Raw genomic sequence first — 15,506 nt, 5'->3', positions numbered from 1 at the left:
AATGACATAATAAAAAGGATAGCCGAGCAAATCTCAGCTATCCTTTTTAGCGTTCATATATTATTTTTTCTTAAGTTTATACGCAATGTATAGAGCGCCAATCCATACTGGTATGATGTAGATGGATGTGCGCATGGAATCCATGGTCAACATTACGCCTACTGCCATAGCGATGAACGCAAAGCAGAAGTAGTTTGTGAATGGATACAAGATAGATTTGAACTTCAATTCATCAAGGCGACCTTCGCGAGCAAAACGTTTGCGGAATTTAAGATGTGTCACTGGAATGATGAACCATGCAATGATAAGGCCTGCTACGATGATAGCCAACAATTGCAAGAACACGTCACTAGCGCTTGGGAAGATGTATGTTAAGAATACAACGATCAAGGCTAAGGCAGCACAGAACAAAGTAGCAATCAATGGCACCCCTGTAGCTGTTAAGTTCTTGAAGATTTTTGGAGCATCACCAGACAATGCCATGCTGTGCAAAATACGAGAATTACTGTAGAGCAAGCTATTGTATACAGATAAGGCCGCGACCACAACAACGAAGTTCAAGATATGAGCTGCGGCTGGAATACCGATGTTGGTAAAGATTTGAACAAATGGGCTCGCTTGTGTGCCTAGTTCATTCCATGGAGATAATGCCATGATGACAGTCATCGTACCTACATAGAAGATCAGGATACGAGCTAATAATTCATTAATCGCTTTTGGCAATGTTTTTTCAGGATGTTCTGCTTCTCCTGCAGTGATACCAATCAATTCAACGCCACCAAAGGAGAACATAACTACAGCAATAGAGGCGATGAATCCATAGGCTCCATTTGGGAACAATCCACCATGAATCCAAAGATTAGAAAAGTTGTGTGGGAATGACCCCATATCTCCAAAGAAGATGAGGTATGCACCAAAGGCAATCATGGCGATGATGGCCACTACTTTAATCAAAGAAGCAAAGAACTCCACTTCCCCATAGGCACGAACATTAATGAGATTAATCATAGTGACCAATGTAATACAAGCCAGTGTAGTAATCCAGTGCGGAATGCCTGGCAACCAGAAATCTAAGTACACTGAAATCGCAGCGAGTTCTGCCATGCTGGCCAGCATGTATACGATCCAGTAATTCCAACCTGATAAATAGCCTGCAAACGAAGACCAATATTTGCTGGCAAAATAAGTAAAAGAGCCAGACACAGGTTCACGAACTGACATTTCTCCTAGCATACGCATTAAAAAGAAAATAAAGATACCAGTTAATAAATAGGAGAAAATAACACCGGGTCCTACTAATTGGATTGTTGGGGCGGATCCGTAGAAGAGGCCTGTCCCCACAGAGGCGCCTAAGGCAATCATTTGCATGTGTCGACTTTTCAGCCCACGATGCAATGACGTCTTTGATTCATTGTCTTTCATACTATATAACTCCCTTCCCATATATGTTCTGAAATGATATATCTATTAGAATACCATAAACTATAGAATTTACCTAGTAAAAATTTAGCTTAGTAGAGAAGTAACGGAGTATGCACGAAAATAATTTTTCAACCATATACATTTAGATATATGCGTAATTTGCATGAATATCTTGCGATTTTTAAAAGGAATTTTCTTGTTTGTGTAGAATTACTTAAACAATAGACTGTTTTCGGCTGTAAAGGAGGACGATGTTCATGAAAGAATATACTAGTGATTTAATCAGAAACGTGGCGGTGGTCTCCCATGATGGGGCGGGTAAAACAGCATTAGTAGAGGCATTGCTATTGTCTTGTGGTGCTGTAGACTTTGTAGGCAAAGGACAAGATAATAAACATATTATGGACTTTGAACCAGAAGAAATCAAACGGAATGTGACGATCCAATTAGGTATGGCACCTTGTGAATGGAAAGGCCATAAAATTAATTTTATTGACACTCCAGGTTATTCTGAGTTCCATGGGGAAGTACGGTCTGCTTTGCGTGCAGCAGACGGTATGCTCATGGTATTATCTGCTGGTACAGGCGTAGAAATCGATACCATCCGTGCTTGGGAGTATGGGGTAGAACTGCAAATGCCTCGCATGGCTTTCATCAATAAAATGGACAGTGAAAAAGCGGATTTCTTTGGCACCTTAGAAAAGATGCGCGAGCTTTTTGGAAAGGCGATTATGCCATTGCAAATCCCTATTGGTGAAGGACCTACTTTCAAAGGTGTAGTAGATGTGGCGAAGCGGACAGCCTATGTCTATGAAAATGGGAAGATGACAGAAGTGGACGTACCTGCTGAATTGTCTGCAAAAGTAGAAGAAATTCGTGAAATGACGGTAGAAGCGGCAGCAGAAGGTAACGATACATTATTAGAAAAATATTTAGAAGGCGAAGAATTAACATTGGAAGAAATTCGCCAAGGGTTGCGAGAAGGTATGTTGACAGGTCGTGTGTGTCCTGTGATGTGTGGTACGGCTTTGGGCCGTATCGGTATGGACCAAGTACTAGATCGTATGATTCGCTACATGCCAGATGCAACGAAAAAAGTGATGACTGCTATCGGTGTGGATTCCCAAGAGGAGCATATCGTGGTGGCAGATAAACCGTTTACAGGGTTCGTATTTAAAACAATTTTAGACCCATTTGCAGGCAAACAAAGTTTTGTTCGTGTCTTCTCTGGTGAATTAAAAGTAGGCGACAAGCTGTACAATGTAACTCGTGATGTAGAAGAAAAATGGGGCAAAATGGTCACTTTGATTGGTAAACAACAAGTACCAGTAGAAGTGGCAAAAGCCGGTGACATCGTGGTCATTCCTAAATTAGTAGAAACGAAAACAGGAGATACTTTTGGTACCGCTGAATTTAAAGTACAATATGCACCAATCCGATTCCCACAACCGTTATACCGCATAGCTATGGTACCTGAGAAAAAAGGGGAAGAAGAAAAATTAGCGAATGCTCTTGGACGGATTTCAGAAGAAGATCCTACGTGCGAAGTGGTAAAAGATGTAGAAGGGCGCCAAATGCAAGTACGTTGTATGGGCGATGTCCATTTAGAACATATTTTACAAAAAATGGAACGTAAATATGGGGTCCGCGCGAAATTAGAAACTCCTTATATTCCATATCGTGAAACGATTCGTGGTACCGTGGAAGTAGAAGGTAAACATAAAAAGCAAAGTGGTGGTCATGGTCAATATGGTCATGTAAAATTGAGTATTGCGCCTCTATATGAAGGGGAATTTGAGTTTGTCGATAAAATCTTTGGTGGTGCAGTGCCTCGTCAATACATTCCAGCTGTGGAAAAAGGTGTTCGTGAAACCTTGGAAAAAGGATTACTGGCAGGGTACCCAATGATTGGGGTGCAAGTAACATTAATAGATGGTTCGTATCACACAGTGGATTCCTCGGAATTGGCTTTTAAAATGGCGGCAGCTCAAGCTTTGAAAAAAGGCGTACCGGATGCAAAACCAATTTTGCTAGAACCAGTGTATAATGTGAATGTCATCGGTCCAGAAGAATTTATGGGCGATATCATGGGTGATTTGAATAGCCGTCGTGGTCGTGTACTCGGTATGGACCAAGGTGTGCGTGAAGGTATCACTGTGGTGAAAGCTCAAGTTCCATTGGTGGAAATGTTGGACTATGTAACAGTGTTGCGTTCCATGACACAAGGACAAGGTGTGTTTAACATAGAATTTAGTGGATACGAAGAAGTGCCGCATAAACAGGCTGAAACGATTATAGCGGGATTTGATGGGCACGAAGAGTCGTAACTTGTTTTGCTATGCAGCCTGTGGCATTCGTGTAGCTAATTAGGGAAAAGGGAAGACCGCAACATATTCCTTCTCAAACTGATCCTACGGTAGGTTTGTTCAGGAACATGTTGCGGTCTTCTTGCGTTTGCGTGATTTAGTCAGTAAGGGACGCCACAAGGCTGCTACTCGAAACGGCGTTCCTCAAGGATGAATGTTCACGATTCGAGTAATTTTGTAGTATAATAGTAGTTGAAGAGTCAACGACGTGTTGTTGGGCGCATCTCTTTCTGGGCTTCTCAGAAATTGTGTTTGACCTTATATATCTATGCTAGTATAGTTAAAGTAGATAGATACGATTCATGTGTTAGTGCCATAGAAATGTACGCGATGCATGGAGTGATGATAAAGGAGTCTGCCATGATATATCAAAGTATAGCTATAGATTATAAACAGTTTCACTATCCTAAGGCGGTGGAACGGGCGTTGGAGTTTTTAAAATCTCATGATTTTACGACTTTCATAAGGGGACGCTATCCCATTGAAGGGGATTTAATGTATGCCAATGTAGATATTGTGAATACACGTGTGTATGAGGAAACAAAGATTGAGGGACATAAGGATTACATGGATGTGCAATTTCTTGTAATGGGGGAAGAACAGATGGAAGTCCTCATTCGTCAAATGGCACCAGATGTAGTGGAGGCCTATGATGACAAGGATTGTTATTTCTATGATCCAACTCAAGGAGGGACAGTAACGATTGATGTTCGTCCAGGGGATTATTGTATTTTTTATCCAGGAGAATTACATCGAACCTTGATTGCACCTCATGAGGTACAACAGATTCGTAAAGTGGTAGTCAAAATTCATAAAAGCTTACTTAGAGACTAAGGAGAATATATATGAACCGCTATATGATGGAAGGTGTAGGGCTTACAATTTTAGGGGGCATACTATGGGGCTTTTCCGGTATGTGCTCACAGTTTTTGCAACAGTTTCGACATGTACGGGCAGAGTGGTTAGTTCCCATTCGGCTTTTACTGGCAGGGGTTATCACTTTAGGCTTGGCTTATTCACAAAAAGGTAAAGATATTTTCAATGTATGGCGTTGCAAGCGAGATGTATTGGATCTTGTCATCTTTGCTGTATTCGGTATAGGCTTATGCCAATATTCTTATTTTAAATCGATTTATTATGCGGGGGCCGGTATTGCGACAGTACTCCAATATTTAGGGCCATCATTTATTATTATCTATGTGAGTCTGCGATATGTAAAATGGCCTCGATGGATAGAAATGCTCAGTGTCATCTTGGCAACGTTGGGGATTGTATGTATCGCTTTGCAAGGGCATTGGGATGCGAGTCAGATGCAAAGTACTATCGTGTTTTGGGGGCTTATTTCGGCTGTGGCTGTAGCGATTTATAGCTATCAGCCCAATCGGATTCTTCGTACCTATGGAACCATGCCGATCGTAGGATTTGCCATGGTCATTGGTGGTCTAGTAGGTTGTGGTGTTTTTGATTTAGATAACACTGAAAGTATATGGGATCTATGGACATGGTTAGCTTTTTTTAGCCTTGTTTTTTTAGGCGCAGTAGTTTCTTTCAATGCCTACCATGAAGGGGTACAGCGGATAGGAGCTGTTCGGGGCTCTATCTTGTCTTCTGTAGAACCAATTTCTGCAGCATTGTTGGGTTGGACTATATTAGATAATCATTTTACAAGTTATGATATTATAGGATTTATTCTTATTATTATTACTATTTTTATGCTTGCTTTCGATGCCAATCGTCATACTGAAAGTGATTAGAGGAGTTATGAATTCATATATACTGAAAGGCATGTTGTATATCGTAATAGGCGCTGTCCTTTGGGGATTTTCTGGGATGTGCTCACAATTTGTGCAGCAAGAGAGGAATATGCCTGCGGAATGGGTAGTCGCCATGCGACTGACCTTAGCTGGAGCCATTACGGTACTCGCTGCATTTTGGCAAGGTAGAGCGTCTATTTTTAAAGTGTTTACTCATACAAAAGATACGATACGGCTCATCATATTTGGCGTGTTAGGTATGTGGTTGTGCCAATATACCTATTTCAAGGCCATTGCGTATGCAGGAGCGGGAATTGCTACGGTGCTGCAATATGTAGGTCCTGCATTGATTATTTTATACATCTCTATTACACGTCTAACGTTGCCAAGGGGGGCAGAAGTAGTCAGTGTAGTACTAGCTACAGTGGGAACGGCGATCATTGCCCTACAAGGAGAGTGGAATCTGGCAGCTTTAGATGACACCTTATTATTCTGGGGTCTCACCTCAGCCGTAGCAGTTGGCATTTATACAGTACAACCTGTACCATTGTTGAAGAAATATGGTACAGCTCCTATTGTAGGCTTTGGAATGCTGATTGGTGGCGTGTTTGCGTGGATAGTAACCCAACCGAGTGCAGAGGGAATCGTTTGGGATCTATGGGCCCATGGTGGATTTTGGAGTATTATTATCTTTGGTACGGTAGTCTCCTTTAATGCGTATCTAGAAGGAGTGCGTCGTGTGGGGGCTGTGACGGGCTCGATCCTGTCATCCATTGAACCCATATCGGCAGCTGTATTGGCATGGTTGGTGCTGGGGAATCAATTTTCTCAGTGGGATATGATAGGGATGACCCTGATCATTGTTACTATTTTTCTGTTGGCGTGGGATAAGCGTCGAGCTGCAGAATCGTAAATAATTCTATGATACACCATTCATTCGTCAGCGCTTTACAGCTGTACAAAACTAATATATTTTTATAGCATGCTATGTGGGTTCTAACCGTATGGCATGCTATTTGTTTTAAATGGAGATAATACTTTCTAGCTAAAGATAGTTACTTTCAATATAATGAAAGGTTGACCGCATAAGAAAATCATGGTAGAACTAGTAAATATAGAATAATAGACTATATCTATGACGGGTGCTTATACGGATCTAATAGACTAGTCGTAGCTAAGGAGCATTTGATTATCTGCATGGATACATATCCTCAAGGTGAGGAGTAGGAGGGATTCGATGACACGAACAGTGGGCATTATAGGGTTAGGGTTGCTAGGGGCATCTTTAGCAAAAGCATTACGAGCATATACAACATATGATGTCATCGGTTACGCTCGGCGCCAAGAGATTTGTGATGTGGCTCTAGCCGAAGGCTGTGTATCGCAAGCTTTCACAATGGTGGAACCTATTATTACGGGTGCAGATATCGTTGTGTTTGCCTTGCCTCCAGAAACGAATGGTCGCCTATTTGAAGAAGTGGCCCATTTATTTCGTCCGGGGCAAGTGGTGACAGATGTATCCAGTGCGAAAGATGAGTTTGCTAGTACCGTGTACGCACATATTCCAGAAGGCGTTCATTTTGTATCCATTCATCCTATGGCGGGCTCTGAAAAAGGTGGCTATGCAGAAGCCCACCAAGATTTGTTTCAGAAAATGGGGTGGATTGTCCTAGAGGATGAGGCACAATCAGCCTATGATGCTACAGTGGCACGGGAGTTAGCTGACATGGGTCGTGCTGTGGGGTCTCGTATTGAATATGTGGAGATGGAGCACCATGATAAATATTTGGCCATGGTGAGTCATATGCCACATATGTTGGCGTCGATTATGATTACTACAGCAGGTGGAGATGAACTGGGGGACAAACGGATGAGTTTATCTGCTGGTGGCTTGCGAGATAGTACGAGAACGGCTAGTGGCCTGCCTAGTATGTGGCAAGAAATTATCTACGGAAATCGTATGAATGTGTTGAAAGCCATTGAGCACGTAGAGCAAGAACTAGCTACTGTAAAACAGTTGCTCCATGCTAATGACAATGGAGATAGTTTGGGGCAGTATCTGGAGCGAGCGAAACAGATACGAGATCGCTTACCAAGCTTGACTATCGATAAACAGTGATAGATAGCGTAGAGATGATTGTATGGAGAATGCATATTGACTCATATAATCAATATACAGTCTGTGATATAATAGAAGTATATGCAATTAGGAGAAGCAGTATAAGGTAGCATAGTATATAATGCCCATAGGGGAGTCTTTTAGAACGGTTCTAGATGCCTTGCCTTATGGGGGGAAGAGTATATAGAGTGGATAGATAGAAAGGAGCAATAGTATGATGGAAGTAGCGCAAACCATTGTGGATCAAGTGCTAGAGGAAGTACAAACTACAGAAGGGCCAGGGGTGGAGAATCCATTAGGCGTCGCTGAGCAGGCGTTACAAGAAACATTAGCTGCTAGTGTAATTCCTAGTGAGTATTGGAGTGAAATTGTGTCCTGGATTTCTTCTACTGGATTAGATATAGTATATTTAGATAGTCATGATCGCATCGGTGCCTGGTGGGCAGCCAAAGAAGTTCGTTCTATGGGATATACGTTGAACTTTACTAAATCTGGTAAGGTTCCCAGTGAATGGTTCCCAGATGGGGCTCATTGGGAAGAAGCCGAAGCAGAAGCGAGATATCGCCTAGTGGCTAGTTGGGAATCTCTCGTATTAAATGGAGCTTTAGAAAAGGACGAATCATTATGAAAGTAACAAAAGATATATCCTTGTCGGTAGGGGCACTGAGTATCCCTATCTTTATAGAATTATTTTTGCAAATGCTACTGGGGAATGTAGACCAATTCATGCTCAGTCATTATGCAGAAACAGCGGTGGCAGCCGTAGCCAATGCGAACCAGATTATTAACGTTATCTTGTTTTTGCTCATTGTGATGAGTACAGCCACAACCATTTTGATCGCCCAATACTTAGGGGCGAAACGACCAGATAAAATTGATGAAGTATATACTATTAGCGTTGTCTTTCATACGCTGTTCAGCGCTATCGCAGGGGCTGTGGTTATTATCTTTCATCAAACGCTCTGTGAATGGCTTGGCGTACCGCCGGAGATTATGGAAGAAACCACACTCTATTTGAATATTGTGGCGGCTAGTATTCCTATTACAGGTATCTACACAACCTATGTAGCTATGTTTAGGGGGCACTCCATGCCTCGTATTGCCATGTGGATTGCCCTTGTTATGAACGTGGTTCATATTATCTTGAACTACGCCCTCATCTACGGCTGGGGACCAATTCCAAGCATGGGGGTATTAGGGGTATCCTTGTCGACAGTCATTAGCAAGGCATTGGGTTTAGGTCTTATTATCTGGTGCCATCAATCTTTGTTGACAGCCCGTATGAAAGTAGACTATCTTCGCCCATTCCGTTGGGAAACGCTACGACAATTGCTGTTTATTTCCGTACCATCTGGAGGGGAAACCTTGTCATACCAACTGTCACAAACAGTCATCATGAAAATGGTGAACCTCATGGGGCTAGTAGTGATTACTACGAAGGTGTATGTATATATCATTGCTACCTTCTGTTACATGTATACCATTGCGTTGGCCAATGCAGCACAAATTGTGGTGGGATTTCTCATGGGGGCAAAACGAGAAGAAGAAGTGTCGCGTCGAGTATGGATGACCACAGCGGCAGGTGTTTCTATTGGTGTGGGATTGAGTACGTTCTTTTACTTCGCTTGTGAACCAGTGATGGGTCTTGTGACGGATAATCAAGAGATTATTCAGTTGGCAAAAGATGTATTATTTATTGAAATATTCTTGGAAATTGGCCGTGGTGCTAACATTGTGTTGGTACAGTGTTTGCAAGCAGCGGGAGATATTCGTATCCCAGTGTTTGTAGGTGTCTTTGGTATGTGGATCTTTGCGGTAACCTTATCGTACTACTTTGGCATCGTCCTTGGTTGGGGATTAGTTGGTGTATGGGTAGCTATGGCTATTGATGAGATCATACGAGCACTTATATTTGTGTGGAGGTGGCAGTCAAACAAATGGAGAGGTCGGTCGCTCATATCGGTTTAAATTCCATAATGTAAAAGTATGTGAGAAAAGTCCGCACACATTCCTAGAAAACTGCCCTGCGTGAAAGTTTTTACGGAATGTATGCGGACTTCTTTATAATAAATTGTCTAATAGAATTTAAACCGTTCTGAGCAGTGGGCGACCTATGGGGAAAGAAAGTGATTTTGAGCCCCGGAGTGGTTTTCTTGACGGGTAATTTATATATGATATAATGTAAGTAATGTATTACATGTATTACAAAAAGGAGGGAGATTTATGGCGACTACTATTTCTTTATGTTTATCTGAAGATGAGAGTCAAATGATTCAAGCGTATGTTGCTGCTAATAACTTAAATGTATCTTCCTTTATTCGTAATCTAGTGCTAGATACGATTGAGGATGAATTACAAATTAATGAGGAACGCATTTTAAAGGCAAGACGAGACCTTCATAATGAAAAAGTTTACGATCATGAAGAGGTTTGGAAGGAGCTTGGTATCTAGTGTTTTCAGTTAAATTTTCAGAACATGCTATAAAGCAAATTAAAAAGTTAGACCAATCCATAGCAAGGATGATAAAACATTGGGTTTTGAAATATTTAGTAGGTACATTAGATCCTAGAATCCACGGAAAAATGCTAACAGGAAATCTTTCTGGAGTATGGCGATATAGAGTAGGTGATTATCGACTGTTTGCCGAAATTAATGACAAAGAAGTTACTATTTTTATAGTAGAAGTAGCACATAGACGTGAGGTATATAAAAATAAGTAACATCTTTTCCCCACCCTATTTTCCCCGGTCTGTTTCAATTTTTATATCTTCGTCAGTATTATTGTATGAGAAGCCCCAATATATGTTTTAAAAACTTTCACGAAGGGCAGTTTTTAAAACATATATTGGGGCTTTCAGTGTATATAATAAGAATATAAAAATTGAAACTGATCAAAAAATACTTTATAATGGAATCATCTTGGCATAGTCTAGGGCTATGCTTTTTTGTATTCTTATGATGGGTTTCACATAGGAGGACGTATGAGTTTATATGAAAGTACGTTGGCGCGCATTGTGCCACGGAATAAAGAGATTGAACGAGCAATTGAGGAACAGTGGAGTAAGGGGACTCCATATGGTTCGTATGGTAAGTTAGCGACAATGGTAGAGCATTATGCAGCGGCGACGAATCAACCGAATCCAACGGCTCCTAAGCCTTGTATGATCATCGCCTCTGGTGACCACGGTGTGGCAAAAATCGGTGTCAGCGCCTACCCACAAGAGGTAACGGTGCATATGACCATGAACTATTTGATTCCTAAAGGAGCGGCAGCCAATGCGTTGGCGAATTATTGTGGCGCCCAAATTGAGGTGATCGACGTAGGGGTGGCGGCGGATATGTCTGCTGTGCCAGGTCTACACCACCGCAAGGTAATGCCGAATGGTACGAATAACATGTTAGAAGAACCGGCTATGCCTATGGAGAAAGCCATTGAAGCCGTTGAGGTGGGTATTGCTTTCGTAGAAGAAAATGTGAAAGAAGGTTTTAACACCTTTCTAGTGGGCGAAATGGGTATCGGTAATACTACGTCTAGTGCGGTTATTACAGCAAAGTTCTCTGGACTTTCAGCGGATGAAGCAACGGGACGAGGCACGAATATTTCAGACGAACGATTGAAAGTAAAACAAAAGGTCGTTTACGATGCTCTCTTAAAATATGCAGATATTCCAACCACAGATGGATTGGGCATTTTATCGGCCGTAGGGGGCTTGGAGTTCGCTTGCCTAGTCGGTGTCATCCTAGGGGCGGCGGCGAATCATGCGTTGGTGGTCATCGACGGATTCAATACGACCGCTTGCGCCCTTATTGCGCATGCTATGAATCCGCACACCATGGATTACGTGATGGCATCCCATTTGTCTGCTGAAAAAGCTCACAAAGATGCACTGAAAACATTGGGCCTCGAAGCCTATGTAGATCTTGGATTCTGCTTGGGTGAGGCCACTGGCGGATCTATGCAAATGCAAATGTTGAACTTAGCCGTGGATATGTTCCACGAAGTTGCAGGAGGTGAGCACCATGCGTAATTTTGTCATCGAACCATTGCACAAACCGTCCATGGAGGAATGCCGTTTGCGCATCGACAACTTAACAAAACCATTGTATTCCTTGGCGCGCTTAGAAGGTATTACAGAACGTATGGCAGGGATTCTGAAAGAGGAAAAACCTAACAATCTTCGTCATGCTGTTGTTATCGTAGGAGCTGATATCGCTGTAGATGGACCACAAAACCAAACACATGGTGTAGAAAGTTTGAAAGCCATGGAACGGTTAGCATCTGGTCACTCCGCAACTCATGGAGCTGCGAAGAAAATCGGGGCAGATGTATTCTTGGTGGATGCAGGCTTAGAATTAGATACCAATAACATTGAAGGTGTGCGCCAACATAAATTAGCTAGAGGGTCTAAATTTTTCCGCATGCATGCGGCATTGACACCTGACATTGTAGAACAAGGTCTAGAAGTGGGCTTTGCCTTAGCGGATGAATTGAGTGAAAAAGGCTACCAGACTATCGGTATCGGTACTGTCGGTGAAAGAAGTTTACTTTCAGCGTTGGCAGTCACAGCAGGAATTACAGGATATCCGATGGCAGAGTTATTGGCAGAGAATAATTGTACCTTGAGCATTCAAGAAAAGGCAAAACAGTTGACGGCAAGTTTGGCAGAACATCAATTGCCTAGCCAAGATGGTGTGCATGTATTAGCCACCGTAGGCTCTCCAGACGTGGTGGTCTTAACAGGACTCATCCTGGGGGCGGCCAGCCATCGTATGGCAGTGGTCTTCGACACAGCAGAAACAGGAGCAGCTGTATTAGCTGCAAAATGCATCAATGGAGCGGTCATGGATTACGTATTCCCATCTGTTCATATGGGAGAACCGGTGCAAACAGCGCAAATGAAATACTTAGGTATTCAGCCACATTTGTTCTATGGGTTTGAAATGGATGAAGCCTTGGGCTCTACCATGGGGTTATCCGTTCTGGATGCGGGCATGCATATGCTAAATGATATGAAAACATTTGGCGAAGCTAGCGTGAACGTAGCCGTCGATGGACCAGGGTCAGAACGCCAAGATGGGCGGTAAAAGCTAGCGAGATATGATATAATGTAGAAAAGGAGGTATTGTTATGAAAACATTTAATGAGATTCGTAATGTGATTACTCCAGTACTAGAAAAGTATCATGTAAAATCAGCTTATATATTTGGGTCCTATGCTCGTGGTGAAGCTAAAGAAACGAGCGATTTAGATTTGTTTGTGGTGTTTCATAATGATAATCTTACTTTATTTGAAGTTGGCGGACTCTTAGAAACATTGAAAGATGTTTTGGGAATGGACGTAGACCTGATTACTGATGGAAATACCTTAACTAAGCGCTTTCGTGATAATTTGATGCGAGATATGATTCATGTGTATGGTGATATCTATGAAGAACAAAGATATATTAGTTGATGTATTGGAGTTAATAGATAGACTAGATGCATCTGTAAAAAGTATATAAATGATAAAATGTAGAGAAAGGTTGATACTTTTTGATCAACTTTTCTCTATTTTATTTGTGGACTATTTTCTTGCAGTCCTTTTGTGTGTTTTAGGGGAGATGTATGCCAACAACTGAAGTTATGAGACAGTTGTATATACTGTGGGTTCATTGCATGATACAATCAGCTCAAAAATAATTTTAAAAAGTTGTTGACAAATAATAATAGATTTTGGTATTATAAGTGAGCAGTCGCAACAAAGAAGAAACAAGGATTGCATACATGCGGAAATAGCTCAGCGGTAGAGCACCGCCTTGCCAAGGCGGGGGTCGCGAGTTCGAATCTCGTTTTCCGCTCCAGTTTGTTCATTCCTCGATAGCTCAGCAGGTAGAGCAATCGGCTGTTAACCGATCGGTCGTAGGTTCGAGTCCTACTCGAGGAGCCAACTTACTTTCGGTTAGTACACTATCATGACCCACTAGCTCAGTTGGCAGAGCACCTGACTTTTAATCAGGGTGTCCCGCGTTCGAGTCGCGGGTGGGTCACCACTTACACAACATGGCCCGTTGGTCAAGCGGTTAAGACACCGCCCTTTCACGGCGGTATCGGGGGTTCGATTCCCCCACGGGTCACCATATGGACGATTAGCTCAGCTGGGAGAGCGCCTGCCTTACAAGCAGGATGTCGGCAGTTCGATCCTGTCATCGTCCACCACACTAGGAACTATCTTCGGATAGTTCCTTTTTTTGTGTTCTCCAAATACAATGTGTTATAATAAAACAATATACATAGATTTATGAATCGGAGGAATCGCTATGGATGGATTAATAGAACTTTCATTACGATATACGCCCTATATAGTAATTTTAGGGATGATAGTGTTATTTTTACTATGTTGTTACTTTTTGTTCCGGGATGGTAAAAGTAAACAGAAGCCTCGTAAACGGCAAACTCGTGAGCATGATGAATACTATGACCAAATTAGACGGAACTTTCAGAATCCTTATACACAACGTGAGGAGGACGGTCTAGAAGAGGAACTAGTGAAAGCAGATGCAGATGTGGATGCTGTATGGGCGGAGTCAGATCCTAGTGATCACACATTGCCATTGGCAACAGCAGATGTGACAGATTGGAACGAATCGCAAGGGGTCGTATCCAAAGAGTTGGTGCGTGCCGTTAGCGAGCAACCATTAGAAGAGGCAGATGATGCGACGCGAATCATGCCAAAAATTACAGAAGACCTTGTGCAAGAAGAACTAGAGATAGAGGTAGCGAACGAAGAGGCTGCACCCGTATCATCTATGTCCATCGTGGATACAGCAGTGGCTCAATATGCAGCTGCCTTTGGTATCCTGAATCCTAACTCGGAAGAGAAAGCAAGATACATTACAGAACATGTATTCACGCAGTTGAACATAGACTCTGAAGAAGAACTAAAAGGGGTTTTAGAATATATTTCTGTACAAGAGGTGCTATTACAAGTGCAAAAAGCCTACGTAACCACACCGACAGAGTGGATGCGAGATGTATTGTCTGATGCTTTCTATGATGTGGTGAAACAGCCACAATCTAGTGCATTATACTTGGTGGCAGTAGATGCATTGAAAAGCTTGGTAAATTTGCAAAAAGGGCACTTACAAGCCTTGGGAATCGCTTTAATTGTCCAATATTCCAAAAACTCTAATAACTATTCATTGGATAATTTCCGCCATTATGTAACAAAATATATAGAGCCATTAATCAGCGATTTGCCGATGCAAGAAGATATGTACCAACAATTAGAGTACTTGCGTTGTACATCCTCGACAGGAGAAGTACGATTTGATCAAATTTTAAGAAGCTCCTATCCTCTTATGTTTGAATATCGTGGCTTTACCTATGAAGAGCTGGAGTATGTGATGCAAAATACACCAGTACGAACATCCATCACGGTGCCGAGTTTTAACTCTCCGTTGTTAAAATTGTGTGCTGTAGATGAGCAGATGTTGCCGGGGCTATACCAACGAGCAGGGATCACCGATCAAGGTACACAACAGGAATTGACAAAATTGGCTTGCAGCAAAGCCTTTGATTGGGAAAATATCTCCTTCGATGAGGTGCTTGAATACATCTCTCCAGTCTTGCTTGATTTCTGCAAAACCTACAATCGACTACCATTGTGCCGCTTGAACCTAACCTTGTTAGGATTATATCTAGGACGTAGCATGGTGAAGGCAACTATCCACGAGGACTTTGACATCTCTCCGTGGTTTAGCTAATGACAAAATGATACAGTAAAACAGGTTCACCCAATACAGATATGAGGTCTGGTTGGGTGAATTTTTTTATTATCAATGTGATTGTAAAAGTGGTTGTAATTGT

The 15,506-nt window shown here is 42.1% G+C and carries 14 protein-coding genes and 5 tRNA genes; 18 read left to right on the top strand and 1 reads right to left on the bottom strand.

Annotation, left to right across the window (positions count from 1 at the left end; translation table 11 throughout):
* Nucleotides 1-60: 60 nt before the first annotated feature.
* The gene (locus EO115_RS05260; RefSeq protein WP_126937931.1) at nt 61-1,422 is read right to left on the bottom strand and encodes an amino acid permease; all 1,362 of its coding nucleotides are present in this window, start codon (nt 1,420-1,422) and stop codon (nt 61-63) included.
* Nucleotides 1,423-1,679: 257 nt separating this feature from the next.
* On the opposite strand from EO115_RS05260, the gene fusA reads away from it, so the two are divergent.
* From fusA to EO115_RS05170, 18 genes are all read left to right on the top strand, one after another.
* Nucleotides 1,680-3,749 carry an elongation factor G gene (gene fusA / locus EO115_RS05255; protein WP_126937930.1) on the top strand — a complete coding sequence of 690 codons (2,070 nt, stop codon included), beginning with the start codon at nt 1,680-1,682 and terminating at the stop codon, nt 3,747-3,749.
* Between the two features lie 399 nt (nt 3,750-4,148).
* The gene (locus tag EO115_RS05250) at nt 4,149-4,622 is read left to right on the top strand and encodes a YhcH/YjgK/YiaL family protein (RefSeq protein WP_164724058.1); all 474 of its coding nucleotides are present in this window, start codon (nt 4,149-4,151) and stop codon (nt 4,620-4,622) included.
* Between the two features lie 11 nt (nt 4,623-4,633).
* On the top strand, nt 4,634-5,542 hold the full coding sequence (locus EO115_RS05245) for a DMT family transporter (RefSeq protein ID WP_126937928.1): 909 nt from the start codon (nt 4,634-4,636) through the stop codon (nt 5,540-5,542).
* A gap of 7 nt (nt 5,543-5,549) precedes the next feature.
* Nucleotides 5,550-6,455: a DMT family transporter gene (locus EO115_RS05240; RefSeq protein ID WP_126937927.1), complete on the top strand. Its 906-nt coding sequence runs from the start codon at nt 5,550-5,552 to the stop codon at nt 6,453-6,455.
* Nucleotides 6,456-6,779: 324 nt separating this feature from the next.
* On the top strand, nt 6,780-7,661 hold the full coding sequence (locus tag EO115_RS05235; protein WP_126937926.1) for a prephenate dehydrogenase/arogenate dehydrogenase family protein: 882 nt from the start codon (nt 6,780-6,782) through the stop codon (nt 7,659-7,661).
* Nucleotides 7,662-7,875: 214 nt separating this feature from the next.
* On the top strand, nt 7,876-8,289 hold the full coding sequence (locus tag EO115_RS05230) for a hypothetical protein (protein WP_126937925.1): 414 nt from the start codon (nt 7,876-7,878) through the stop codon (nt 8,287-8,289).
* A complete protein-coding gene (locus EO115_RS05225; RefSeq protein WP_126937924.1) occupies nt 8,286-9,629 on the top strand; it encodes an MATE family efflux transporter in 1,344 nt (447 codons plus the stop codon). The genes EO115_RS05230 and EO115_RS05225 overlap by 4 nt, the downstream gene beginning before the upstream one ends.
* 255 nt (nt 9,630-9,884) lie before the next feature.
* Nucleotides 9,885-10,112 carry a type II toxin-antitoxin system RelB family antitoxin gene (relB, locus tag EO115_RS05220; protein WP_126937923.1) on the top strand — a complete coding sequence of 76 codons (228 nt, stop codon included), beginning with the start codon at nt 9,885-9,887 and terminating at the stop codon, nt 10,110-10,112.
* Entirely contained in the window at nt 10,112-10,381 is a 270-nt protein-coding gene (locus EO115_RS05215) for a type II toxin-antitoxin system RelE/ParE family toxin (protein WP_126937922.1), read from the top strand. The genes relB and EO115_RS05215 overlap by 1 nt, the downstream gene beginning before the upstream one ends.
* Nucleotides 10,382-10,642: 261 nt before the next feature.
* The gene (gene cobT, locus EO115_RS05210) at nt 10,643-11,689 is read left to right on the top strand and encodes a nicotinate-nucleotide--dimethylbenzimidazole phosphoribosyltransferase (protein WP_126937921.1); all 1,047 of its coding nucleotides are present in this window, start codon (nt 10,643-10,645) and stop codon (nt 11,687-11,689) included.
* A complete protein-coding gene (locus EO115_RS05205) occupies nt 11,682-12,746 on the top strand; it encodes a nicotinate-nucleotide--dimethylbenzimidazole phosphoribosyltransferase (RefSeq protein ID WP_126937920.1) in 1,065 nt (354 codons plus the stop codon). The genes cobT and EO115_RS05205 overlap by 8 nt, the downstream gene beginning before the upstream one ends.
* Nucleotides 12,747-12,789: 43 nt before the next feature.
* Nucleotides 12,790-13,113, top strand: coding sequence for a nucleotidyltransferase family protein (locus tag EO115_RS05200; RefSeq protein ID WP_126937919.1), 324 nt, complete (start codon nt 12,790-12,792; stop codon nt 13,111-13,113).
* A 313-nt stretch (nt 13,114-13,426) separates the two neighbouring features.
* Nucleotides 13,427-13,501, top strand: a tRNA-Gly gene (locus tag EO115_RS05195).
* Between the two features lie 10 nt (nt 13,502-13,511).
* Nucleotides 13,512-13,587 (top strand) — tRNA-Asn (locus tag EO115_RS05190).
* 27 nt (nt 13,588-13,614) lie between these two features.
* A tRNA-Lys gene (locus EO115_RS05185) sits at nt 13,615-13,690 on the top strand.
* 12 nt (nt 13,691-13,702) lie between these two features.
* Nucleotides 13,703-13,777: transfer RNA gene (locus EO115_RS05180), tRNA-Glu, on the top strand.
* Nucleotides 13,778-13,780: 3 nt separating this feature from the next.
* A tRNA-Val gene (locus EO115_RS05175) sits at nt 13,781-13,856 on the top strand.
* A gap of 101 nt (nt 13,857-13,957) precedes the next feature.
* Nucleotides 13,958-15,403 (top strand): LPO_1073/Vpar_1526 family protein, encoded by a 1,446-nt coding sequence (locus EO115_RS05170; protein ID WP_126937918.1) that lies wholly within the window; start codon nt 13,958-13,960, stop codon nt 15,401-15,403.
* Nucleotides 15,404-15,506 lie beyond the last annotated feature (103 nt).

The organism is Veillonella sp. CHU740 (genome assembly GCF_003992055.1).
Classification (GTDB): Bacteria; Bacillota; Negativicutes; order Veillonellales; family Veillonellaceae; genus F0422.
Note: the sequence above shows the minus strand (reverse complement) of the source record. Positions and strands in the feature narration are given on the sequence as shown.